The sequence below is a fragment of the Clostridium sp. HBUAS56017 genome, assembly GCF_007115085.1.
Taxonomy (GTDB): domain Bacteria; phylum Bacillota; class Clostridia; order Clostridiales; family Clostridiaceae; genus Clostridium; species Clostridium cibarium.
Genome location: NZ_SULK01000005.1, coordinates 165,959 through 190,686, shown reverse-complemented (window position 1 = coordinate 190,686; position 24,728 = coordinate 165,959). Strand labels below are relative to the sequence as shown.

Genomic DNA, 24,728 nt, shown 5'->3' with positions numbered 1-24,728 from the left:
GAGAATGTTAATATGGAGGAATAAGTATATGACTAAAAAATTAATTAAGGATTACATGCTAATTACTTTTGGAATTATATTAGTTGCATTATCAGTAGAGTACTTTTTTGCACCTAATAAGTTAGCAGCAGGTGGAGTAACTGGGATAGCTATAGTTCTAAATAACTTGGTGCCAAACTTAAGTGTAGGAGTTATAACACTTGTTTTAAATTTAGCATTATTTGCAGCAGCTTTTATGCTAATAGGAGGAAATTTTGGTGCTAAAACTATATTCGCAAGTTTAGGATTATCAGTAGTTATGTGGGGGATAGAAAAGTTTTTCAATCCGTTTGCAATTACTACTGATTTGGTAATAGCGACCGCATTTGGAACAATAATATCAGCTTTTGGAATGGCTATTGTTTTTAATTGTAATGCATCAACAGGAGGAACAGACATTTTAGCAAAAATTTTGAACAAGTTTTTTCATATTAATATTGGAAAGTCATTGTTGATAGTAGATATTATAATAACATTTGCAGCGGCTATGGTTTTTGGGCTAGATATCGGATTTTATGCTATGTTAAGTGTCATTATTTTAGGGATTACTATAGATAGATTTATTGACGGATTTAATTCAAGCAAGGAAATAGTGATAATTAGTGACAGATATGAGGAAATAAGCAAATTTATTTTAGAAGATTTAGATAGAGGATGTACATATCTAAAAGGGGTAGGAGTATATAGTGAAAAAGATATAAAAGTAATTTATACAGTTATAGGTAGAAGTGAATTTATAAAACTAAAAGAATTTATAAAAGGAATTGATAAAAGAGCCTTTATTACTGTAAGAGAGTCATATGAGGTTCTAGGTGAAGGTTTTATGGAAATTGAATAGCAAGGAGAAAACATATGAAGAAGTTCAAAGAATATTTACTAATTACTATAGGAATTATTATTGTTGCAGTTGGATTAGAATTTTTCTTTTTCCCAAATAAAATTGCATCAGGAGGGATAGCTGGGTTAGCTTTAGTCCTTCAAGATATATTTAATTTAGATGCTGGGCCAGTCATGTTTATTTGTAATGGGATACTTTTTGTTTTAGCGTTCTTTTTTATTGGAGGGAATTTTGGTGTAAAAAGTATTTATGCTGGATTTGGAGTGTCAATAATTCTTTCAGCTATTGAAAAGTTTGGGTTAGCTACAGCAATTACTGATAATTTAATGCTAGCTACATTTTTTGGAAGTGCAGTGACAGCAGTAGGGTCTGCAGTTGTGTTTTCTCAAGGGGCATCTACTGGAGGAACAAGTATTACTGCAAAATTACTTAGCAAATATTTTTCTATGGACATAGGAAAAGGGTTATTAATATCAGATTCAGTAGTAATTTTGTTGGCCATGTATAACTTTGGTATAGAGCTTGGGTTGTTTGGATTGTTAAGTGTATATCTAAGTAGTACATTAATTGATAAATTTATTGATGGGTTTAATTCATGTAAGCAAGTTATTATATTTACAGATCAGGAGGAATTAGTTGTAAATTATATTATGAAAGATGTCGATAGAGGTTGTACAGTATTTAATGGTAAGGGTGGTTATACTGGTGAAAGCAATTCCGTTATATTTACAGTATTAAATAGAAGGCAATTTATACAGTTGAAGCAATTTATGAAAGCAGAAGACCCAAATGCGTTCATTACAGTAAATGAAGCTCAAGAGGTTTTAGGAAAAGGATTTGGGAACATAATTGAAGATTAGCAATTAATAGTATTTGAAAAAATGCAAAAAAAATATATAATATAGGCAGGGATGGTCGTTTGTTGAAGTGTTATGTTATAATGGCACTATGGAAAAGGATGAATAATGGATGCTTACATAAAAACTAAGGAGTGGTAATGTGATTAGGTTTAAAAATGTTTCTAAAATATATGATAATAATGTTAAGGCACTGTCAGATGTAAATGTGGACATAGAAAATGGAGAGTTTGTATTCCTTGTAGGGCCATCAGGAGCAGGTAAGTCAACTTTTATAAAGATGTTACTTAAAGAAGTTGAACCTACTACTGGGAAAATACAGGTTGATGATACGGAATTAGGGAACCTATCAAGAAAGGAAGTACCTTATTTTAGAAGGAAAATAGGTATGGTGTTTCAAGATTTTAGATTAATACCAAATTTAAACGTGTATGAAAATGTTGCATTTGCTATGAAGGTAGTAGAAGCGTCACCAAGAGAAATAAGAAGAAGAGTTCCAATGGTGCTTTCTCTAGTTGGACTTTCACACAAATACAAGATGTTTCCAAATGAATTATCCGGAGGAGAACAACAGAGGGTATCTTTAGCAAGAGCTATAGTAAATAATCCAAATGTTTTAATAGCAGATGAACCAACAGGAAATTTAGATCCTGAAACTGCAAAAGAGATAATGTCATTATTAGACGATGTCAATAAATCAGGGACTACAGTATTGATGGCGACACATGCAAAAGATATAGTTGATACCATGAAGAAAAGAGTTATAGCAATGGAAGCTGGCGAAATAGCGAGAGATGAGAAAAGAGGGATGTATCAAAATGAAGATTAATACGATTAGCTATTTAATAGGTGACGCATTTAAGAGTTTAAGGAGAAATAAGACGATAAGTATTGCATCGACAATAACTGTATTAATTACTTTTATGGTTTTGGGAATTTTCTCAATTGTAGCAAAGGATGCTAGTTTGGCAATACAAGGAGTAGAATCAAAAGTAGAACTTAAGGTATTTCTAACAAATGATATAAAATTGATTGATAAAAGAGAGATTGAAGTTAAGCTTAGAGAACAACCTGGAGTAAAAGATGTAGAATATGAATCTAAGGAACAAGCTTATAATAATATCAAGGAAAGTATGAGTGAAAGTGAGGGCTTATTACAAGGGTATAATTTTGATAATAATCCATTCCCAGAATCGTACATAGTTAAACTTGAAGATCCAAGCTATGCACAAGATATAAGTGATGCGGTAAAAGATTTAGAGGGTGTTGAAAGTGTAAATGATCAACAAGAAATAATCAATACAGTTCAAAATGTAGTTAAAGGTATTAGGATAATAGGAGTAGTTTTATTTGTAATTTTAATAGGAGTTTCTATTTTCTTAATAATGAATACTACAAAATTAACAGTATATTCAAGAAGAAGAGAAGTTGGAATAATGAAGTTTGTTGGTGCTACAGACTGGTTTATAAGGTGGCCATTTATAATAGAAGGTATGGTTATTGCACTTTTTGGAGCTATTTTTTCAACAATAGCAGTATTTTTAGTGTATAAGGCTTTATTTGCATTTATTGCATCTAAGTTGTTAATGGTAAACTTAGTAGTTCCTAGCTATGTATTCACTAATCTATTATGGAAGTTTATCTTAGGATCTATAGTTGTTGGTGGAACTGCAAGTTATGCAGCTTTAAGAAAGTTCTTAGTAGTATAATTATAAAAAATAAGAATAGAATATTTACTGTACAAATCTAATCTTGTGTTGGAAAGGAAGCTTTTGGAATGAACCAATTTAAAGAAAAAAAAATGAAAGAAAGTAAGGGGAAATCTTACGTTGCATTAGGGAGTATAGGTGTAATATTAATATCATTTTTTGCAGGGAATTTAGCTGCAAGATTTGGATTGTTTATAGGCCCTAATGCAAGTCAGTATTCAAAAGCTGTAAAGTATTCACAAGATTATAGCAAATATGCTGGATTATTTGAGGCTAGACAGACTTTAATTGATAATTATAATGGTGATGTAGAAGATGATGTTTTGTTAGATGGAGCAATTAAAGGGATGACAGCTAGTTTAAAAGATCCATACACCGTATATATGACTAAAGATGAGTATAAGAAATTTAATCTGTCTAATTCAGGGTTGAGGGTTGGAATAGGTGTTAGCATACTTGCAAAAGATAATGCAGTTGTGATAGTAGATGTTGAAGCTGATAAGCCAGCAGATAAAGCTAAACTTGTAGCTGGAGATATAATTGTTAAAGTAGATGGAGAAGAAATTGGTAGCGATTCAGGTAAAGCAATATCATTGATTTCTAATGCAAATAAAAGTAGTACAAAACTTACTATTTTGAGGGATGGAAAAAATACATTTGATGTTGAACTTACAAAAGAAGAAATTAAGACAGAGTCGGTTTTTGGAGAAATGGTTGAAGATAAAGTTGGATATATAAGATTAAAAGATTTTAATGAAGATGCATCAACATCATTTATTAATACTTTGTCTGATTTGAAAAGTTCTGGCATGACTGGCTTAATTTTAGATATTAGAGGAAACGGTGGTGGATTCCTTACAGAAGCTGAGAGTATCGCTTCACAGTTTATCCCAGAGGGTAAAGTCATTACAACATTAAATAATAAGTTTAATAAAGAAAAGAAAAGTTTATCAAAGGGTGGAATAGGGCAAGAGATGCCTGTTGTTTTATTGATTGATGGAAATACAGCTAGTGCTTCAGAAGTTCTCACAGGGGCGTTAAGAGATTATGGAATTGCAGAAACTGTGGGTACGAATACTTATGGAAAGGGTGTTGCTCAAGCACCATTTACCCTTAAGACGACTGAAGGTGCCCTTAAAATAACAATAGATAATTTTTATACACCTAATGGGGAAAATATTCATAAAGTTGGCATAAAGCCTGATTATGAAGTGAAGTTATCAAAGGAAGATGTTGATAAAGAATACTCTAGAAAAACAGATCCTCAATTTAAAAAAGGATTAGAGGTAATTAGGGAAAAGATTAAATAGGAGGCTCACTTTTATGGATTTAATTATATATACATTAAGATCTGTGGCGTATGTAATTGTAGAGCCCTCTTTAATGATTATGTTGATTATATTAGGAATAGTTTTTTATAGTAAAAATAGGAAACTAGTTGCAATGCAAAGAATGGTAATAGGTGAAGAGGTCAATTCTTCACTTGAATTAACATTATCTCAAATAGTTTTAGGTATATTTGCAGGAATATTGGCGAGTATTATTTTAAGTTATTTAGGGGTAATATTTGATGAAAATTCAGGAATAGAATTCTTGTTTATGATTTCAATACTTCTAATGTTTATAAAGCCTAGGTTGGTATGTTTTTCATATTCAGGGGCAATATTAGGCGGAATAAGTTTAATATTTTCTTATTTTAATATAAAAACAAGTGATGGAACTGCATTATTTAATTTGGATATAGTTATGTTAATGACTTTTGTAGGTGTTATGCATATTGTAGAAGCATTATTGGTTATGTTTGATGGATCTAGAGGGGCAGTGCCGGTATTTTCTAATAAAAAAGGAAAGATTTTAGGTGGATATGCATTTGGTAGGTACTGGATATTACCGGTGGCTATATTTATTGCATATAGAACAATAAGTAGCGGTGGGGTAGGAACGGATAGTATTGGAACTCCTGAGTGGTGGCCTATACTAAGATATGATAATATAGTTAATTTGGTTAAATCAGCAATATTGAGCTTATCTCCATTATTCGGAGTGCTAGGATATTCTTCGTTGACATTTACAAGAAGAAAAAGAGAGAAGGCTGTATCTTCGGGGATATTCATATTGGCATATGGAATAATTTTAGTTTTGGTAGCTCAACTTGGAAGTTTAGGTATGATAGGAAAGATTGCAGTAATCATATTTGCTCCCCTAGCCCATGAAGGGATGTTGGTAATTCAACGAAAAATTGAAGAAAAGAGAATACCTTTATTTGTTAGTGATGAAAGTGGAATAGCTATATTAGATGTTGTTCCTTTTTCAAAAGCTCATGAGATAGGATTAAAAGCTGGGGATAGAATAGTATCAGTAAATGATAAGGTAATTGATACTGAAGCTGATATTTATTCGATAATTAAGGAAAGTTTGAATTGTCTAAACCTAAAAATTAAAGATAAAGCTGGAGAAATAAAGGAATTTTCTTTAAAGCAAGAAAATAACAGAAGATTAGGAGTTGTTTTGGTTCCTAAGTTTGTTGATGTGGGAAAAATAGTTTCTTTTGATAATGATAAGTTTTCAGAAGTGTTAAAAAATATAAAAGATAAGAATAAAAAATAAGTTTTTAGAAAAAACTCTTTTGGAGGCAGTAAGTACTGCTTTTAAAAGAGTTTTTGTTATTTCAATTTTCTTGACTATGAAAGTGAGAAAAAGTAAAATAAGAATACGAATATAAGTTCGATTAAAAGAAAAAGGTGATAGTATGGGAAAATTCAGAATACATTCAAAATATAAGCCTACAGGAGATCAGCCACAAGCTATTAATGAATTAGTAGATTCAATAAATGGTAATAATAGGAGTCAGACTTTACTAGGAGTAACAGGCTCTGGAAAAACATTTACTATGGCAAATATAATAGAAAAATTACAAAGACCTACTATAGTGTTAGCTCATAACAAAACACTGGCAGCTCAATTATGTGCAGAATTCAAAGAATTTTTTCCTGATAATATTGTTGAGTATTTTGTATCTTATTATGACTACTATCAACCTGAAGCATATGTGCCTCAGACTGATACTTTCATAGAAAAGGATGCATCAATTAATGATGAGATTGATAAGTTAAGGCACTCAGCAACATCGGCATTATTTGAGCGAAGAGATGTTATAATAGTTGCTTCAGTATCTTGTATATATGGATTAGGTAATCCTGACGAATATAAGAAGTTAACTCTTAGTTTAAGAGTGGGGATGGAAAAAGAAAGAGATGAAATTATTAAAAAACTTATAGAGATTCAGTATGAAAGAAATGATATTGATTTTTCTAGAGGTACTTTTAGAGTGAGAGGGGATTCTTTGGATATAGTTCCCGTTTCATCATCGAATAAAGGTATAAGAATAGAATTTTTTGGAGATGAAATAGATAGAATAAGAGAATTTGATGTGCTTACAGGGACTATTTTAGGAGAAAGAGATCATGTGGCAATTACTCCTGCTTCTCACTTTGCTACTTCTTCAGAAGTTTTAGAAAAATCAATTAGTAAGATAGAGGATGAATTAGAAGAGAGATTAAAAGAGCTTAATGCTCAAGATAAGATATTAGAAGCTCAAAGACTTAGACAGAGAACTAATTTTGATATAGAGATGATTAGAGAAATGGGATATTGCACTGGAATAGAAAATTATTCAAGAGTATTTGATAATAGAGATCCAGGAACTCCTCCAAAAACACTTTTAGATTACTTCCCAGCAGATTATTTAATGTTCATTGATGAAAGTCATGTAACATTACCACAAGTAAGAGCTATGTATGCAGGAGATAGGTCTAGAAAAAATACCTTGGTGGAATATGGTTTCAGATTACCTTGTGCCTATGATAATAGACCTCTAAAATTTCCTGAGTTTGAGAAAAAGATAAATCAAGTTGTGTTTGTAAGTGCAACTCCAGCTCAATATGAATTGGATAATTCATCAGTGGTAGCGGAACAAATAATTAGACCTACAGGTTTATTAGATCCAGAAATTATAATTAAGCCAGTAAAAGGACAGATAGACGATTTATATGGAGAGATAGTAAAGACAACAGAAAGAGGATTTAGGACTTTAATAACAACTTTAACTAAGAGAATGGCAGAAGATTTAACAAAATATCTAACAGAACTTGGTGTGAAAGCAACTTATATGCATTCTGATATTGAAACTATAGAGAGAATGAAAATAATAAGAGAATTAAGGCTAGGAGAACAAGATGTTTTAGTTGGAATTAATCTTTTAAGAGAGGGACTAGATATTCCAGAGGTAGCACTTGTAGCAATATTAGATGCAGATAAGGAAGGATTTTTAAGGTCAGAAACTTCTCTTATTCAAACAATAGGAAGAGCAGCAAGAAATGCAGAAAGTAAGGTAATAATGTATGCAGATAATATTACAGGATCTATGGATAGAGCTATTAAGGAAACTAATAGAAGAAGAAAGATTCAAGAAGAATATAATAATGAACATGGAATCGTACCAACTACGATAATTAAGGATGTTAGAGATGTAATAGAAGCTACAAAAGTATCAGAATCAGAAGAAAATTATGTGGCTGAAGAGGAAACAAAGAAGTTAACTGCAAAAGAAAAGAAAGCTTTAGTTAAAAAATATACAGAAGAGATGATGGACGCAGCCAAGAATCTGCAATTTGAAAGAGCAGCAGAACTTAGAGATTTAATTGAAAAGTATAAATAAAATATAGAAATGTGGAAGGAAACATAAATATGAAAGATAAAATAATTATTAAAGGTGCTAAAGTAAACAATTTGAAAAACGTAGATTTAGAAATTCCTAGAGATAAACTAGTGGTATTTACTGGACTTTCGGGTTCGGGTAAGTCATCGCTAGCTTTTGATACATTATATGCAGAAGGACAAAGAAGGTATGTTGAATCACTATCAGCTTATGCAAGACAATTTTTAGGGCAAATGAATAAGCCAGATGTAGAATATATAGAAGGATTATCACCAGCTATTTCTATAGATCAGAAGACTACAAGTAAAAACCCTAGATCTACTGTAGGAACTATAACTGAAATATATGATTATTTGAGATTACTATATGCAAGAGTAGGAACTCCTTATTGTCCAAAGTGCGGGAAAGAAATAAGTCAACAATCTGTTGACCAAATTGTTGATAAAGTTATTGCTCTTGGGGATAAAACAAAAATTCAAATTTTAGCTCCGATAATTAGGGGAAGAAAGGGTATGCATGAAAAGGTTCTTGATAATATAAAGAAAAATGGATTTATAAGAGCAAGAGTGGATGGGAAAATATATGACCTTACTGAAGAAGAAATAAAGTTAGAAAAAAATAATAAGCATAATATTGAAGCTGTAGTTGATAGAATAGTTGTCAAAGAAGGGATCGAGGGAAGATTAAGTGACTCGTTAGAAACTGCGTTAAAACAGGGGGAAGGATTAGTTTTAATAAATATAGTAGGCGGCGAAGATATCATGTTTAGTGAAAAGTTTGCTTGTCCTGATTGTGGAATAAGTATAGATGAGCTTGCACCAAGATTATTTTCTTTTAATTCACCATTTGGTAAATGTGATTGTTGTGATGGGCTCGGAACTTTATATGAGATAGATGAAGATTTAGTTATACCTAATAAAGAATTAAGTATAATGGAAGGTGCGATAGCAACTTGGGGAGAAGGCAGATTAAAGGAGGAGTCGTGGACTTTTGCTATTTTAAAAGCATTAACAAAAGAATATGATTTTTCTTTACACACTCCGGTTAAAGATTTGTCACCTAGCATAATTGATATATTATTTTATGGGACTAAGGGGAAAAAGCTTAAGGTTGAATATGTGAAAGAAGGAGTGAAATCTGTTTATAATCATGCTTATGATGGTGAAATTAATTCATTAAAAAGAAGATATAACGAGACTAACTCTGATTTGATTAAAACTGAAATAGAACAGTATATGAGTGATAACTATTGTCCTAAATGCCATGGGGATAGACTTAAAAAGGAAGCATTAGCAGTAAGAGTTGGTGGAGTAAACATAAGTGAATTTACTAAATTACCGATAAAAGAAGAATTAGATTTTATAAATGGCATAGAATTTTCTGAAAAGAATAAAATTATTAGTGAACAAATTGTAAAAGAAATTAAAAGTAGATTGCAATTTTTGGTTGATGTTGGCTTAGATTACTTAACTTTAGCGAGAAGTTCAGGAACATTGTCTGGTGGAGAAGCTCAAAGAATTAGGTTAGCAACTCAAATTGGATCATCCTTAATGGGAGTGTTATATATACTAGATGAACCAAGTATAGGCCTTCATCAAAGAGATAATGATAAGCTAATTAAAACTCTTAAAAACTTAAGAGATGTAGGAAATACTGTTGTAGTAGTTGAGCATGATGAAGATACAATGAGAGAATCAGATTATATTGTAGATATAGGTCCGGGAGCAGGAGAGCATGGTGGAAAGATAGTGGCAACTGGAACGCTTCAAGAAATTATGGATAACGAAAATTCTATTACAGGGCAGTATTTAACTGGAAAGAAAAAAATTGAGCTGCCTAATGCTAGACGTAAGGGGAATGGAGAGAAAATAACAATAAAGGGGGCGAAGGAAAACAATTTAAAGAATATTAATGTATCTGTGCCACTTGGAACACTAACTATGGTAACAGGGGTATCAGGATCAGGTAAGAGTACTCTAATTAATGAAATATTATATAAAGGATTAAATAAATTAGTAAATAGGAGCAAGAACCCTGTTGGAAATCATAAGGAGATTTTGGGTTATGAAAATATCGATAAAATTATAGATATAGATCAAAGTCCAATAGGAAGAACTCCACGTTCTAATCCAGCTACTTATACTGGAACATTTGACATAATAAGAGAATTGTTTGCGCAGACACCAGAAGGAAAAATGAGAGGATATAAACCAGGAAGATTTTCATTCAATGTGAAAGGTGGAAGATGTGAAGCTTGTTCAGGTGATGGCATAATTAAAATTGAGATGCAGTTTTTATCTGATGTATATGTTCCATGTGAAGTTTGTAAAGGTAAGCGTTATAATAGAGAAACTTTAGAAGTAAAGTATAAAGGAAAAAATATTGATGATATATTAAATATGACAGTTGAAGAAGGATTAACTTTCTTTGAAAACTTACCAAGAATAAAAAATAAATTACAAACATTATTTGATGTTGGACTTGGGTATGTTAGATTAGGTCAACCTTCAACACAATTATCTGGAGGAGAAGCCCAAAGAATAAAATTAGCTTATGAATTATCTAAAAGAAGTACAGGAAAAACTCTATACATTTTAGATGAACCAACAACAGGTCTTCATATTGATGATGTTAAGAGATTAATAGAAATACTTCAAAGATTAGTTGATGTAGGAAATACTGTTGTAGTAATTGAGCATAATTTAGATATGATAAAGTGCGCAGATTATATTATAGATCTTGGACCAGAAGGTGGAGATAAAGGTGGTACATTAGTGTGTCAAGGAACACCAGAAAAAGTTGCAGAAAACGAAAAATCTTATACTGGAAAGTATCTAAAAAGGATTTTAGTTGATTAATAGGAGATAATTTGTAACATAAGGATTAGGGTTTTACTTAGTTTTGTTGTATAATCTATTTAGGCAAAAAAATAGATTTGAGGTGGAGATATGGATTTTTCGAAATTTTCAGCTATAGTATTTGGTATAGCGTTTATAATAATCTTGTATGTAATAATATATTTTGCACTTAAAATAATGTACAAGGATGTAAAAGGCGGAGGGCGTAGAAAACGACCACAAGGAAAGAAGAGTTACGGAATTGAAGTTTTGGAAGTAGACGGAAATGAGAACTTAAAAAAGGGAACTGTAATACCTGTTAGAGGTGTAGTTACTTTAGGAAGAAAAGATGATAATTCTGTTATTCTATCAGATCAACATGTATCAGGAAATCATGCTAGATTTGTTATAAAAAATAATATTTTATTTATTGAAGATTTAAATAGTACAAATGGAACTTTTGTGAACGGAAGAAAAGTGGCTGGGAAAGCAAAACTTTTTGGTAAAGATGAGATAAAAATAGGATCAACTAGTTTTAAAGTACTATAGAAGCAACAATTGAGGTGATTATATGAAGATGCGAAAAGATGAATTGAAGCTATTATTAATTACTTATATATTTTGTATAGTTCTTTTCGGAAAATTAGCGATAAAAGATAATCCTATTGATAGAAAAGCTCTTATCATGGGAGGAATTTTGTGTGTTGTAATAGGATTATCACACTTTGTAATAAGAAAATTCTATCCAGATGGAGATAAATTTTTGCTTATCTTTGCCTGTATATTATCAGTAGTAGGTATAGCTATGATATATAGACTTGATCAGGATCAGGCAGTAAGCCAAGTCGTTTGGGTTAGTGCAGGTATTACTATTTATATATTATCAGTTATATTATTGCCGGACATGGGGAAACTGTCAAAGTGGAAATATATATATCTAGGAACTACAGCGTTTTTTATGCCATTGGCTCTGCTCTTTGGTACTAAAACTTATGGGGCAACTAACTGGGTTTATATTGGAAGTCACGGATTTCAACCATCGGAATTTGGTAAAATTGCATTAGTTTTATACTTAGCTTCGGTACTCAAAGATTTTGATAATGAGAAAAAAGGATTTGCTCATATAAAACAGTTAATAGAGCCAGCTATTGTAGTTATGTTAGTTCTAGGATGTTTGGTACTGCAAAAGGATTTAGGATCAGCTTTGATATTTTTTGGGGTAGCAGTTTCGGTTCTTTATGTTGCTACATCAAAGAAAAAGTATGTATTTGCATGTTTGGGCTTGTTTGCATTAGGGGCAACTTTAGCATATAAATTATTTTGGCATGTCAGACAAAGAGTTATGATATGGAGAAATCCATGGAAATATTCCAATGAAGATGGGTATCAACTTGTTGAGGGGTTATATTCAATATCATCAGGTGGAATGATTGGATCAGGATTAGGGCAAGGGTATCCGGGGTTTGTACCAGTAGCTACATCAGATTACATATTTGCAGCTATATGTGAAGAATTCGGTATGGTTTTCGGAATAGGTATTATGATATTAATGTTTTTGCTATTTTATAGAGGAATAAGGGTAGCTTTTATAACAGACAATAAGTTTTCTCAAATAACTGCAGTAGGATTAAGTACTATGATAGCTTGTCAGGCTTTAGTTATAATTGGTGGTATATTTGCAATTATTCCGCTTACAGGTATAACACTTCCTTTTGTTAGTTATGGTGGTAGTTCTATTTTGACTGCTTTCTTCGCATTGGGAATATTACAAAAGATTTCAGAGGAGGGCTAGAATATGAATGATTTTAGAAATAGTGTAAAAAAAGTAATGGTAGTATTTCTATTCTTTTTTGTAGCCCTTATTTCATATATAGCCTATTTTCAAGCTTTTCAAGCTCCAGATCTTGCAGCAAGTACTGGAAATAAAAGATTGTGGGCAAAGAGAAATGAGGTTTTAAGAGGAACTATTTATGATAGAAATGGAACTGCGTTAACTACAGGTGAAAAGACTGGAGATTTAACTCAATCTCGTAAATATGTTAATGGAGATTTATATGCTCATGCATTGGGGTATGTAAATCAAAAGTATGGGCTTACAGGGCTAGAGGATGCATATGATGCTGAATTGTCTTCTTATAGCAGTGTTGAAACTGGTCTAAGGACATTTTTAAAAGATTTTAGCATAGATTCATTAAAAGAGGCTTTTAAAACAAGAGGAGCAGAGGAAAAAAAGGTTGGAAATGGAGTTATTACAACATTAGATACTAATATTCAGAAAGTGGCTTATAATTCGCTGGGAGATCGTAAAGGGGCTGTAATCGCACTTGATCCAAAAACAGGAGAAGTATTAGCGATGGTTTCAAAGCCTACATATGATCCTAATAACTTAGATGCAGCAATGGCAGCTGCTAATTCAGGGGCTTCAGAAAATAGTCCTTTTATGAATAGGGCTGTTGCAGGGTTATATCCTCCAGGTTCAACATTTAAACCTATTACTACAGCAAGTGCTCTTCAGAATATATCAGGAATTCAAAGTAGGATATTTAATGATACAGGTAAACTTGTATTTAATTCTAAACAATCCCTTTCTAATGCTCTGGGTGTTGCAAATGGAGATATAAACTTAAAGACTGCTTTTGTTAAATCAAGTAATTTTGTGTTTGGTACTTTGGCTGGAGAACTTGGAAATGATAAGTTGAAAGCTACTGCTGAAAAGTTTGGATTTAATAAGACTATACCAGCAGAAGGATTTCAAATATCACAGAGCAAATTTCCAACATTGAATAATAGTGAAGTTGGAATGATAGCACAATCAGGAATAGGGCAAAGTAGCATACTTGCAACACCTATGCAAATGGCTTTAGTTGCTAGCAGTATTGCAAATGATGGAATAATGATGGAGCCAACTCTAGTTAAAGAAGTGGTAGATAAAAATAAAAATTCAGTGAAGAAAGTTTCAGCAAAGAAGTATGGGCAAGTATTAAGTTCATCTGATGCGGCTACAATAACTGAATATATGAAAGCTTTAGTATCAACTAATTTATCATCTGCTTTTGGAGGATTAAATGCGGCAGGAAAAACAGGAACTGCTGATCATACAGATGCTAATGGGAATCTTGCAACTCCACATTCGTGGTTTATAGGTTTTGCACCAGCTGACAATCCTAAAGTGGTAGTGGCTGTAATAGTGGAAAATGGTAACTGGGGGGCTACATCAGCAGCTCCAGTAGCAGCTGCTGTTATACAAGCTGCTTTAAAATAGTTATAAAGATTTTGGAAACAATCATAAAGGTGGCTGCCTTAAAATAAAATTTATTTTATTTAGGCAGCCTTTAACAATTTTCATAAGGAGGAGGTGTTGTTATGTTTGATTTTGAACATCAATTAAAAATATTACCAGATAAGCCGGGAGTATATTTAATGAAAAATTCTCTTGGAGAAATTATATATGTTGGAAAAGCTAAAATCTTAAAAAATAGAGTGAGGCAATATTTTCAAAATTCGAAAAATCATTCTCAAAAAGTAAAAAGCATGGTGAAAAATATTTCAGAATTTGAATATATAATTACAGATTCAGAAATGGAAGCGTTAATTTTAGAAGGAAACTTAATAAAGAAATATAGACCTAGATATAATATAGCATTAAAAGATGATAAGTTTTATCCTTTTATAAAAGTCACTTTAAATGAGGATTTCCCAAGAGTATTTATGACTAGAAATTTTATTAAGGATGGGAATAAATACTTTGGACCTTATACCAATGTAACAGCAGTCCATGAAACTATGGGATTAATTAGAAAGATATTTCCTATAAGAACTTGTAAGATGAATATTGAAGAAGGAATGAAAGATGTTAGACCTTGTTTAAATTATCATATAAAAAAATGTACAGCACCTTGTGGTGGATATATTTCTAAAGAAAATTACAGTAAGATAATTAATGAAATTGTTGATATATTAAGTGGAAAAGATAGGACTATAGTAAGCAGATTAAAAGAAGAAATGCAAAAAGCCTCTTCGGAGCTAAATTTTGAAAAAGCTGCATCTTTGCGAGATAAAATGTTAGCTATCAATAACTTAGTTGAAAAACAAAAAGTATTCAGGGTTGTTGAAGGCGATGAAGACTTTATTAATTTATATAAGGATGAAAAAGATTCTTGTATCCAAGTATTCTTTATGAGAGAGGGAAAGGTAACTGGTAGAGAACATTATATTATAGAAAATAGTGCAGATGAAGAAGATGGAGAACTTTTATCTCAGTTTATAACTACTTTTTATTCTGGGGCGGCTAAAGTATCAAAAACTATATATGTACCAGTAATTGAGGATATAGAACTGTTAGAAGAGTTTCTTACAATTAAAAGAGGTTCTAAGGTGTGGTTGAAGATTCCTCAAAGAGGGGAAAAGAAAGATCTTTTAGAATTGGTAAAAAATAATGCAAAACTTACATTAGAACAATTTAAAGATAAAATACTTAAAGAAAAAGAAATTAATCGCATAGCTTTAAGTGAACTTGAAGAGGTACTAAATTTAGATGAAGCTCCTTATCGAATAGAGGCATATGATATTTCAAATATTCAAGGAGCTGATTCTGTAGGAACTATGATAGTATTTGAAGATGGAAAAGCGAAGAATAGTGATTACAGGAAATTTAGGATAAAGACAGTAAGAGGTGCCGATGATTATAGTAGTATGAGAGAGGTATTGACTAGAAGATTTGAGCATGGACTAAGAGAAATTGAAGAGATTAAATCTAGAAATTTAGAATTTTCCAAAGGAAAGTTTTCTAATTTCCCGGATCTAATTATGATGGATGGAGGAAAAGGTCAGGTTAATATAGCTCTAGAAGTTTTGAAATCTTTAGATATAAATATAGATGTTTGTGGCTTGGTTAAGGATGATAAGCATCAAACTAGAGGGATTATCTACAATAATGAAGAGATAATGATAAATAGAAATTCAAATTTAATGCAACTTATAAGAAGAGTTCAAGATGAAGTGCATAGGTTTGCTATTACATATCATAGAGTTGTTAGAGATAAAAGAGTATTACATTCTGTATTAGATGATGTGCCTGGAATTGGGGAAAAAAGGAGAATAATGCTTTTGAAGAAATTTGGAAGTGTCGAAAATATAAAAAAAGCTACACTGGAAGAACTTATGGATACACCTAGCATGGATAAGAGATCGTCTGAAAGTATAATAAGTTATTTTAAAGAAAAGTAACAATATTTTAAGTATTTGCTATAATAAATACCAAAAAAGAAAGTTGTACCTTGTTTAATACAATGTTATACTTTATACTTAGTAAATGAAAGTTTTAAATTTTTAAGCTTAATAATAATTTCAAGGAGCTAAATATGAATCAATATTTTAAATTTAAAGATTTTTTTAAAGAGATTTATTTAGAAAATGAGATAAAGATAAATGAAAAAATGAGTGAGCATATATATTTTAAAGTTGGAGGTCCAGCAGATATATTATTAAGTCCAACAACTGTTGAACAATTGGTAAGCTCTATAGAAGTATGCAAAGAGAATAATATTCCTTATTATATTATAGGCAATGGATCTAACCTTTTAGTTAAGGATGGGGGTATAAGAGGCGTAGTAATAAAGTTGACTAACCTAAATAATATCCAGACAAAGGGTAATTTTATTAAAGCAGAAGCTGGAGTATTACTTAAAGACGTATCGGCTAAAGCTTTGGAAAAGTCATTAACTGGATTTGAATTCGCATGTGGAATACCGGGAACTGTAGGTGGAGCTGTATTCATGAATGCGGGAGCCTATGATGGAGAAATAAAAAATGTAATAAAAGAGGCAGAAGTAATTGATAGTAATGGAAACATTATAGTACTTGATAGAGATGAGCTTCAATTAGGGTATAGAACTTCAAAGGTTATGAAGGAAAAGTTTGTTGTCGTGAGTGCTATATTCCAGCTAGAGTTGGGCGAAGAGGAAGCTATTATGAATAGGGTAGATGAACTTACTAGAAGAAGAGAAGAAAAACAACCATTGGAATATCCATCTGCTGGAAGTACATTTAAAAGACCAGAAGGATATTTTGCAGGTAAGTTGGTTCAAGATGCTGGGCTTAAAGGTTATTCTATAGGTGGTGCAGCTGTTTCAGAAAAACATTCTGGGTTTGTTATAAATAAAGGTGGAGCTACAGCCAAAGAAATTTTAGATTTGATAGCTCATGTTCAAGATGAAGTTAAGAAGCAGTTCGGTGTGGAGTTGCATCCGGAAGTTAGAATATTAGGTGAAGATTAAGATTTTAGTTGCTGTCTAAAATAGAGATTCAATTTCTATTTTAGATGGCTTACTTTTTATAAAAAATCAATAAAAATTTAAGAACAAAACATTGATTGTAAATTATGAAATGATTAATAAATATATGATATAATATAACTGAATAAAGAGATAGGATTAGGAGGAAAAGTATGAGATTTATTATAGTTACAGGACTTTCAGGAGCTGGAAAAACTGAAGCAACAAAAAGTCTAGAAGATATAGGATATTTTTGCGTAGATAATTTGCCACCTAAGCTTATTCCTAAATTAGCAGAAGCATGCAGTGGTGGGAATATAGAGAAGGCTGCATTAGTAATAGATATAAGAGGCGGAGTATTCTTTGATGATCTTTTTGAATCATTGATGTATTTGAAGAAGAGTGAGTTTGAGTATGAGATATTATTCCTAGATTCTTCAGATGAAATATTAGTGAAGAGATTTAAAGAGGCAAGGAGAAGTCATCCATTATCTCCAGAAGGTAGAGTTATTAATGGTATTAATGCTGAGAGAAAGAAGCTTAGAGAGGTAAAAGATAGGGCAGATATAATAATAGATACATCTAAATATGCAATAAGGGATTTAAGAGGAAAGATAAACGAATATTTTGGAGATGCAGTAGTGCCAGAAAAGCAACTTTCTGTTACAGTATTAAGTTTTGGATTTAAATATGGCATACCTGTAGATTCTGATTTAGTGTTTGATGTTAGATTTATACCAAATCCATTTTATATACCAGAACTTAAAAAGTATTCTGGAGATGATGAGCCTGTAAAAAAATATGTTTTAGATCAAAAAGAAACAAAAGGATTTATAACAAGATTAGAAGATATGTTAAAGTTTTTAATTCCTAATTATATAAAAGAAGGAAAGAGACAATTAATTATATCAATAGGATGCACAGGAGGAAGACATCGTTCAGTGGCTATAGCTAATGCTGTTCACGAATTGTTATCTAATGATGGATTTGATGCAAAGATAGAACATAGAGATATAAGTGAGGATCTTCATAAAGGGGTAAAGAAACTATGAGGTTTACGGATTGGTTAAAACCTGGTATTAAAGTTAAGCGGTGGATAGTTTTTGGTGTTTTAGGAGTTTTACTTATAGCTTTTGGGTTTACAGAATTAGTGACTCGTAGAGTTTATGATATATATTATCGAGTTTTTTATATTTTTCTTAATATAACAGGGATATTTGTAATATATACTGCTGTTACAGAAACTATGAAATCAATAATAGTTATGATTAATAAAGGTTACTTAAAAGTATCTTTAGATAGCAAAAAGATAGAAAGTCTTATTTATGAAAAAAGACTTTTAGTTAAAGGGCCTAAAATAGTAGTAATAGGTGGTGGAACTGGACTTTCAACCATGCTTAGAGGGTTGAAATATTATACATCTAACATTACAGCCATAGTAACAGTAGGTGATGATGGGGGAGGTTCTGGTGATCTAAGAGAAGACCTAGGGATGCTTCCGCCAGGGGATATAAGAAACTGTATATTAGCTTTAGCAGATACAGAGCCTTTAATGCACGATTTGCTACAGTATAGATTCCAAGATGGGAGATTAAAAAATCAAAGTTTTGGTAACTTGTTTCTAGCAGCAATGGCAGGCATATCAGATAATTTTGAAGATGCTGTACAAAAAATGAGTTCTGTACTGGCAGTAACGGGAAAAGTTTTACCTGTAACACTAGATGATATGCAATTAGTTGCAACACTTGAAAATGGAAAAACAGTTTGTGGGGAATCTCAGATTCCAGAAGAAGCTATTAAACAAAAATCGAGAATAAAAAGGTTAATAATAAATCCGGAAGATGCAGAACCTTTACCAGAAGCTTTGCAAGCAATTAAGGAAGCAGATGCTGTAGTAATAGGACCTGGGAGTCTTTATACTAGTGTTGTTTCTAACTTGCTGGTTAAAAAGATAAGTACAGCAATTAGAAGAAGTGAGGCACTAAAAATATATATTTCAAATATAATGACTCAACCAGGAGAAACCGATGGATTTACTGTTTCAGATCATTTAAAGGTAATAAAAAGGTATGGTGGGCGAGATATAGTAGATTGTGTTATAGCTAATTCCGGCCAGTTATCCGATGATGTTAAAGATCAATATCAGGAGGATAATTCTATACCAGTGAAAGTTGATGAAAAGGAAATTAAAGATTTAGGGGTACATCTAGTTTTATCCAATATAGCAAAAGTTAATAACAATACGGTGAAACATGATTCGGAAAAGTTAGCAGAAGTATTGATAGATACAGTAATGGAAAAGAAATTGCTATATGATAAAAAGAAAATATTTGAATACATGTACTTATCTCAAAGAATTAAAGAAAGAGAAAAAGAAGAAAAGAAGCACGAGAAGTAATGAATTTGTGCTTCTTTTTAGTATTATTGATATGAATATAGGATAAATTTGAATAGTACAAGAATTATTGTTTTATGCTATAATTAAGTGTTATAAAAAGAAATAAATTTGGATATTAAATATAGATTAAAGGAGATTAATATGTCATTTTCAGCTAAAGTTAAGGGAGAAATAGCAAGATATACAGAGCTAAGTAAATCAGAAGCATTAGCACAAATTTCGGCTATAATGAAGGTAAGTGGGACTATTAGTTTTAGTGGGAAGGGATTATCTTTTAAAATTACAACAGAAAATCCTTCAAGTGCAAGGTTGATATTTACTTTGTTAAAAATACATTTTAATATTCACTCTAAGCTAATGGTGAAAAAAAGTAATTCATTAAAGAAAAATAACATTTATATGGTTGTTATTGATGAAGAAATGGGAGTAAGAACTTTACTTCAGGATACAGGAATACTAGCAGAAGTAGATGGTGTTATGAGTTTAAATTATCGAATACAGGAAAGCATGATTAAAGGTGAAGCGGAAAAAAGAGCATATGTTAGAGGAGCTTTTCTAGGGGGAGGAAGTGTAAGCAACCCTGAAAGAACTTATCATTTAGAGTTTGTTACTCATAGTGAAGAGTATGCTTTGGATTTATGTAAACTTATTAATAGTTTTGGTTTAAACTCAAAAGTCATACAAAGAAAAAATTCTTTTATTATTTACATAAAAGAAGGTGAGCAGATAGTGGATTTATTAAATATTCTTGGGGCTCACACTTCATTGTTAGAGTTAGAAAACATTAGAATAATGAAGGAAATGAGAAACAATGTTAATAGACTTGTAAATTGTGAAACAGCAAATCTTTCTAAAACAGTAAATGCAGCAGTTAGGCAAGTGGAGAGTATAAAACTTATACAAAGTCAAATAGGATTAAAGAGATTGCCTAAAAATTTAAGAGAGATTGCAGAACTTAGACTTAATTATCCAGATGAGTCCCTAAAAGAGTTAGGTGAAATGTTAGATCCACCTGTTGGTAAGTCTGGGGTAAATCATAGACTTAGGAAAATAGAAAAGATTGCAGAAGAATTAAGAGCAAGTCAATAGGTATCAATATAGTTAAGGAGATGATGAACTTGGGTGAAAAGAAATTTTGTCATCTTCATCTTCACACAGAGTATAGCTTGTTAGATGGGTCAGGGAAAATTCCTAAACTTATCAAAAAGGCTAAAGAGCTTGGGATGGAAAGTATAGCTATTACAGACCATGGAGTTATGTATGGTTGTGTAGAGTTTTATAAGCAAGCTAAAGAGCAGGGCGTTAAACCAATATTAGGTTGTGAGGTTTATGTAGCAAGTAAATCAATGGATATAAAGCAACCTGATAAAGAAAATCGCACAGCTCATTTAGTGCTTCTAGTGAAGAATGAAGTTGGTTATGAGAATTTAATGAAGATAGTTTCAGAAGCTTCAATTAGAGGGTTTTACTATAAGCCAAGGGTTGATCATGAGTTTTTAAGTAAACATAGTGAAGGGATAATAGCTTTAAGTGCTTGCCTTGGTGGAGAAGTTCAAAATTATTTACTAAGAGATGAATATGATAGAGCAAAAGAAGTTGCTTTATTGTATAAAGACATTTTTAAAGAAGGATTTTATTTAGAAATTCAAAATCATGGCATGGAAGAGCAGAGAAAAGTTAATGAAAATAATATAAAAATATCTAGAGAAACAGGAATCCCTTTAATTGCAACTAATGATGTTCACTACATAAATCAAAAAGATTCAAAATCACATGATATTTTAATGTGTATTCAAACAGGTAAAACAGTTGATGATGAAAATAGAAGAAGATACCCTTCTGATCAATTCTATCTAAAGTCTCCTGAAGAAATGTGGGATATGTTTTCATATGTTCCAGAGGCTTTGGAGAATACAATAAAAATAGCAGAAGAGTGTAATTTTGATTATAAGTTTCATGATTCAAAATTACCTAAGTTCCCGCTGCCTGAAGGGGTAGAAGCCTTTAAATATTTAAGGGACAATTGTTATAAAGGTTTAATTTCTAGATATGACGTATTTCAAGATTTAAATAAAAAAGAATATAACCTAGAAGCAATAAAAAAGTTTGCAGAAAGTAATGAAGAAGCAAAGAGCTATGTTGATAGGCTTGAATATGAACTTGGTGTTATTAAGCAAATGGGATATGTAGATTACTTTTTGATAACTTGGGATTTTATAAGATTTTCTAATGAAAAAGGAATACCTACAGGCCCAGGTAGAGGATCAGCTGCAGGATCTATAGTTGCATTTACTCTTGGCATAACTAAAATTGACCCTATAAAATACAAACTTATCTTTGAGCGTTTTTTAAATCCGGAAAGAGTAAGCATGCCTGATATAGATTCTGATTTCTGCTATGAAAGAAGACAGGAAGTTATAGATTATGTTGTAGAGAAGTATGGGGTAGACGATGTTTCACAAATAATTACGTTTGGTACTATGGCGCCAAGAATGTGTATAAGAGATGTTGGAAGAGCTATGAATTATTCATATGCAGAAGTTGATAGAATATCAAAAATGATACCTACTATGTTGGGAATAACAATAGATAAGGCATTAGAATTAAATCCAGAGTTAAAATTAGTCTATGAGAGTGATGAGAGGGTAAGAAACCTTATAGATATTAGTAAGGATTTAGAAGGGCTTCCAAGGCATTCATCAACTCATGCAGCGGGGGTTGTTATATCATCTAAACCTTTAGTTGAGTATGTACCACTTCAAAAAAATGAGGATATGATAGTAACTCAATTTGGAATGACAACATTAGAAGAACTAGGTCTTTTAAAGATGGACTTTCTTGGACTAAGAACTCTTACTGTTATGAATGATGCAGTTAAGATGATTAAAGAAAATAGAGGTATAGAGATAGATTTAGATAAGATAGACTTTGATGATAAAGAAGTTTATAAAATGATAGGAGAAGGAAAAACAGCAGGTGTATTCCAATTAGAATCTCCTGGGATGACTTCCTTTATGAAAGAGTTAAGGCCAGATAATTTAGAAGATATCATAGCTGGAATATCATTGTATAGACCAGGTCCTATGGCTGAGATACCAAAGTATGTGGAATGTAAAAGAAATCCTAGTAAGGTGCAGTATCTAACTCCTGAACTTGAAAGTGTTCTAGATGTAACATATGGCGTTATGGTATATCAGGAACAGGTTATGGAAATTGTAAGAAAGCTAGGGGGATATTCTTGGGGGAGAAGTGACCTTGTTAGAAGAGCTATGTCAAAGAAAAAACATAAGGTCATGGAAGAAGAAAGAAAGAATTTTATATATGGAATACTTGATGGTGAAGGGAATGTTGAAGTTCCAGGATGTATAAGGAATGGAATTAGTGAAGAAATAGGAAATAAGATATTTGATTCTATGATGGATTTTGCGTCATATGCATTTAATAAGAGTCATGCTGCAGCCTACGCTGTTGTAGGATATCAGACAGCCTACTTAATGAAGTATTATCCAGTGGAAACTATAGCGGCTATGCTTAACTCTGTTATGGGGACAAGTGAGAAAGTAGCTCATTACATAAAGTTTGCTGAAAGCTTAGGAATACAGGTGTTACCTCCTGATATTAATGAAAGTTATTCGAAGTTTACTGTTAAAGGAGATAGTATAAGGTTTGGTTTAGGGGCAATAAAAAATGTAGGATTTAATGCAATTGAAAGTATAGTAAAGGCAAGAGAAGAAAAAGATACTTTTAATTCATTAGAAGATTTTATTGACAAAATAGATATATCATCTGTAAATAAGAGGGCAGTAGAAAGTTTGATTAAAGCAGGAGTCCTTGATAACTTTAATGTTTTCAGATCCAAGTTGCTAGCTGTATATGAGAAGGTAATGGATGGAGTATCAAGTGAAAGAAAAAGAAATATAGATGGACAGATTAGTCTTTTTGGATTAGCAGAAGATACAATAGATTTACCTAAAGTGAATTTCCCAAACATTAAGGAATTTAATAAAAAGAATTTGCTAGCTATGGAAAAAGAGATGACTGGGTTATATTTGTCTGGGCATCCATTAGATGAATATAAAAAAAGTTTAGATTTACAAACTTCAACCAGTATAGAAACTGTGTTTAAGTCTTATGAAATGCTTCAAGAAAGTGTATCCAATGATATTGATGGAGAATTATTAATAGAGGATCCTCCGTTAAATGATAATGATACAGTTATTATTGGTGGGATACTTACAGACGTTAAGCAAAAGGTGACTAGAAACAATACTATGATGGCATTTTTGGTTTTGGAGGATTTAACTGATAGTATAGAAGTTATTGTATTCCCAAGAACTCTGGATAAACTTAGAGACTTAATCCAAGTTGATTCAATAGTTAAAATAAAAGGTAGAATAAGTCTTAAAGAGGATGAATTGCCTAAGTTAATTTGTGAAAATATAGAAGGACTAGAAAAGGTAAATTCTGAAAAAGTTTATATTAAGGTCGAAAATGAAGAGAAAGTTAGAGAAGTTAATAGAGAACTTAAGGGATTAATTGAAGGATTTGAAGGAAATACTGCTATTTATGTATTTGCAGCGGACAAAAAACAATATTATAGGTTGAATAGAGATAAGTGGATCAATTCTGAAAGTGAAGTCGTTGAAATGATAAAAGAAAAGTATGGCATAGAGAATGTGAAAATTGTAGATTTATAATATAATTTATATGACGGGATTTTGTAATTATTACGAAATTCCGTCATTATTTTATGTTGGAAAAATAATGAAAAAATACGGAATTAATTGAAATAATATTAAGAAAAACATTGGTAAAATGCGAAAAAGGTCAAAATTAGCATGTTTAAATTGATAAATACTTAAATGAAAATTATTACAATAATCAATTCGTGAAAAATATATAAATTATCTATAAAATTGCTTTATGTAGGGTATAATATAGTTATGGTAAATAAAACTATAAATTTGTAGTTTTGTGCAAAAACAAGTGTAAAAGTTCTGCAAATTCCATTGATAAATCTTCATAATTTTTGTACAATAGAAGTCGGTAATTAATAAGTGG

The 24,728-nt window shown here is 31.4% G+C and carries 17 protein-coding genes; all 17 read left to right on the top strand.

What is annotated here, in order from left to right:
• Positions 1-28 precede the first annotated feature (28 nt).
• Positions 29-877: a YitT family protein gene (locus FAY47_RS06990; RefSeq protein ID WP_143315978.1), complete on the top strand. Its 849-nt coding sequence runs from the start codon at positions 29-31 to the stop codon at positions 875-877.
• A gap of 14 nt (positions 878-891) precedes the next feature.
• The gene (locus tag FAY47_RS06985) at positions 892-1,737 is read left to right on the top strand and encodes a YitT family protein (protein WP_143315977.1); all 846 of its coding nucleotides are present in this window, start codon (positions 892-894) and stop codon (positions 1,735-1,737) included.
• A gap of 139 nt (positions 1,738-1,876) precedes the next feature.
• Positions 1,877-2,563 (top strand): cell division ATP-binding protein FtsE, encoded by a 687-nt coding sequence (ftsE, locus tag FAY47_RS06980; protein ID WP_143315976.1) that lies wholly within the window; start codon positions 1,877-1,879, stop codon positions 2,561-2,563.
• Positions 2,553-3,443, top strand: a complete 891-nt coding sequence (gene ftsX, locus FAY47_RS06975; RefSeq protein WP_143315975.1) for a permease-like cell division protein FtsX — start codon at positions 2,553-2,555, stop codon at positions 3,441-3,443. Before ftsE ends, ftsX begins: the two co-directional genes overlap by 11 nt.
• A gap of 92 nt (positions 3,444-3,535) precedes the next feature.
• Positions 3,536-4,753, top strand: coding sequence for a S41 family peptidase (locus tag FAY47_RS06970; protein ID WP_207706227.1), 1,218 nt, complete (start codon positions 3,536-3,538; stop codon positions 4,751-4,753).
• A 13-nt stretch (positions 4,754-4,766) separates the two neighbouring features.
• The gene (locus tag FAY47_RS06965) at positions 4,767-6,050 is read left to right on the top strand and encodes a PDZ domain-containing protein (RefSeq protein ID WP_143315973.1); all 1,284 of its coding nucleotides are present in this window, start codon (positions 4,767-4,769) and stop codon (positions 6,048-6,050) included.
• A gap of 142 nt (positions 6,051-6,192) precedes the next feature.
• A complete protein-coding gene (gene uvrB / locus FAY47_RS06960; protein WP_143315972.1) occupies positions 6,193-8,160 on the top strand; it encodes an excinuclease ABC subunit UvrB in 1,968 nt (655 codons plus the stop codon).
• A gap of 29 nt (positions 8,161-8,189) precedes the next feature.
• Entirely contained in the window at positions 8,190-11,018 is a 2,829-nt protein-coding gene (gene uvrA, locus FAY47_RS06955; RefSeq protein ID WP_143315971.1) for an excinuclease ABC subunit UvrA, read from the top strand.
• Between the two features lie 90 nt (positions 11,019-11,108).
• Entirely contained in the window at positions 11,109-11,546 is a 438-nt protein-coding gene (locus FAY47_RS06950) for an FHA domain-containing protein (protein WP_143315970.1), read from the top strand.
• A gap of 22 nt (positions 11,547-11,568) precedes the next feature.
• Entirely contained in the window at positions 11,569-12,789 is a 1,221-nt protein-coding gene (locus FAY47_RS06945) for an FtsW/RodA/SpoVE family cell cycle protein (protein ID WP_143315969.1), read from the top strand.
• A 3-nt stretch (positions 12,790-12,792) separates the two neighbouring features.
• Positions 12,793-14,259 (top strand): penicillin-binding protein 2, encoded by a 1,467-nt coding sequence (locus FAY47_RS06940; RefSeq protein ID WP_143315968.1) that lies wholly within the window; start codon positions 12,793-12,795, stop codon positions 14,257-14,259.
• Between the two features lie 101 nt (positions 14,260-14,360).
• Complete coding sequence (gene uvrC / locus FAY47_RS06935) at positions 14,361-16,223, top strand: excinuclease ABC subunit UvrC (protein WP_143315967.1); 1,863 nt, start codon at positions 14,361-14,363, stop codon at positions 16,221-16,223.
• Between the two features lie 134 nt (positions 16,224-16,357).
• Positions 16,358-17,272, top strand: a complete 915-nt coding sequence (murB, locus tag FAY47_RS06930; RefSeq protein ID WP_143315966.1) for a UDP-N-acetylmuramate dehydrogenase — start codon at positions 16,358-16,360, stop codon at positions 17,270-17,272.
• 170 nt (positions 17,273-17,442) lie between these two features.
• Positions 17,443-18,321 carry an RNase adapter RapZ gene (gene rapZ / locus FAY47_RS06925; protein ID WP_143315965.1) on the top strand — a complete coding sequence of 293 codons (879 nt, stop codon included), beginning with the start codon at positions 17,443-17,445 and terminating at the stop codon, positions 18,319-18,321.
• Positions 18,318-19,667, top strand: a complete 1,350-nt coding sequence (locus FAY47_RS06920; protein ID WP_143315964.1) for a gluconeogenesis factor YvcK family protein — start codon at positions 18,318-18,320, stop codon at positions 19,665-19,667. Before rapZ ends, FAY47_RS06920 begins: the two co-directional genes overlap by 4 nt.
• A 141-nt stretch (positions 19,668-19,808) precedes the next feature.
• Positions 19,809-20,756, top strand: a complete 948-nt coding sequence (gene whiA / locus FAY47_RS06915; protein ID WP_143315963.1) for a DNA-binding protein WhiA — start codon at positions 19,809-19,811, stop codon at positions 20,754-20,756.
• A gap of 23 nt (positions 20,757-20,779) precedes the next feature.
• Complete coding sequence (locus FAY47_RS06910) at positions 20,780-24,364, top strand: DNA polymerase III subunit alpha (protein WP_143316002.1); 3,585 nt, start codon at positions 20,780-20,782, stop codon at positions 24,362-24,364.
• The last annotated feature ends 364 nt before the right edge of the window (positions 24,365-24,728 follow it).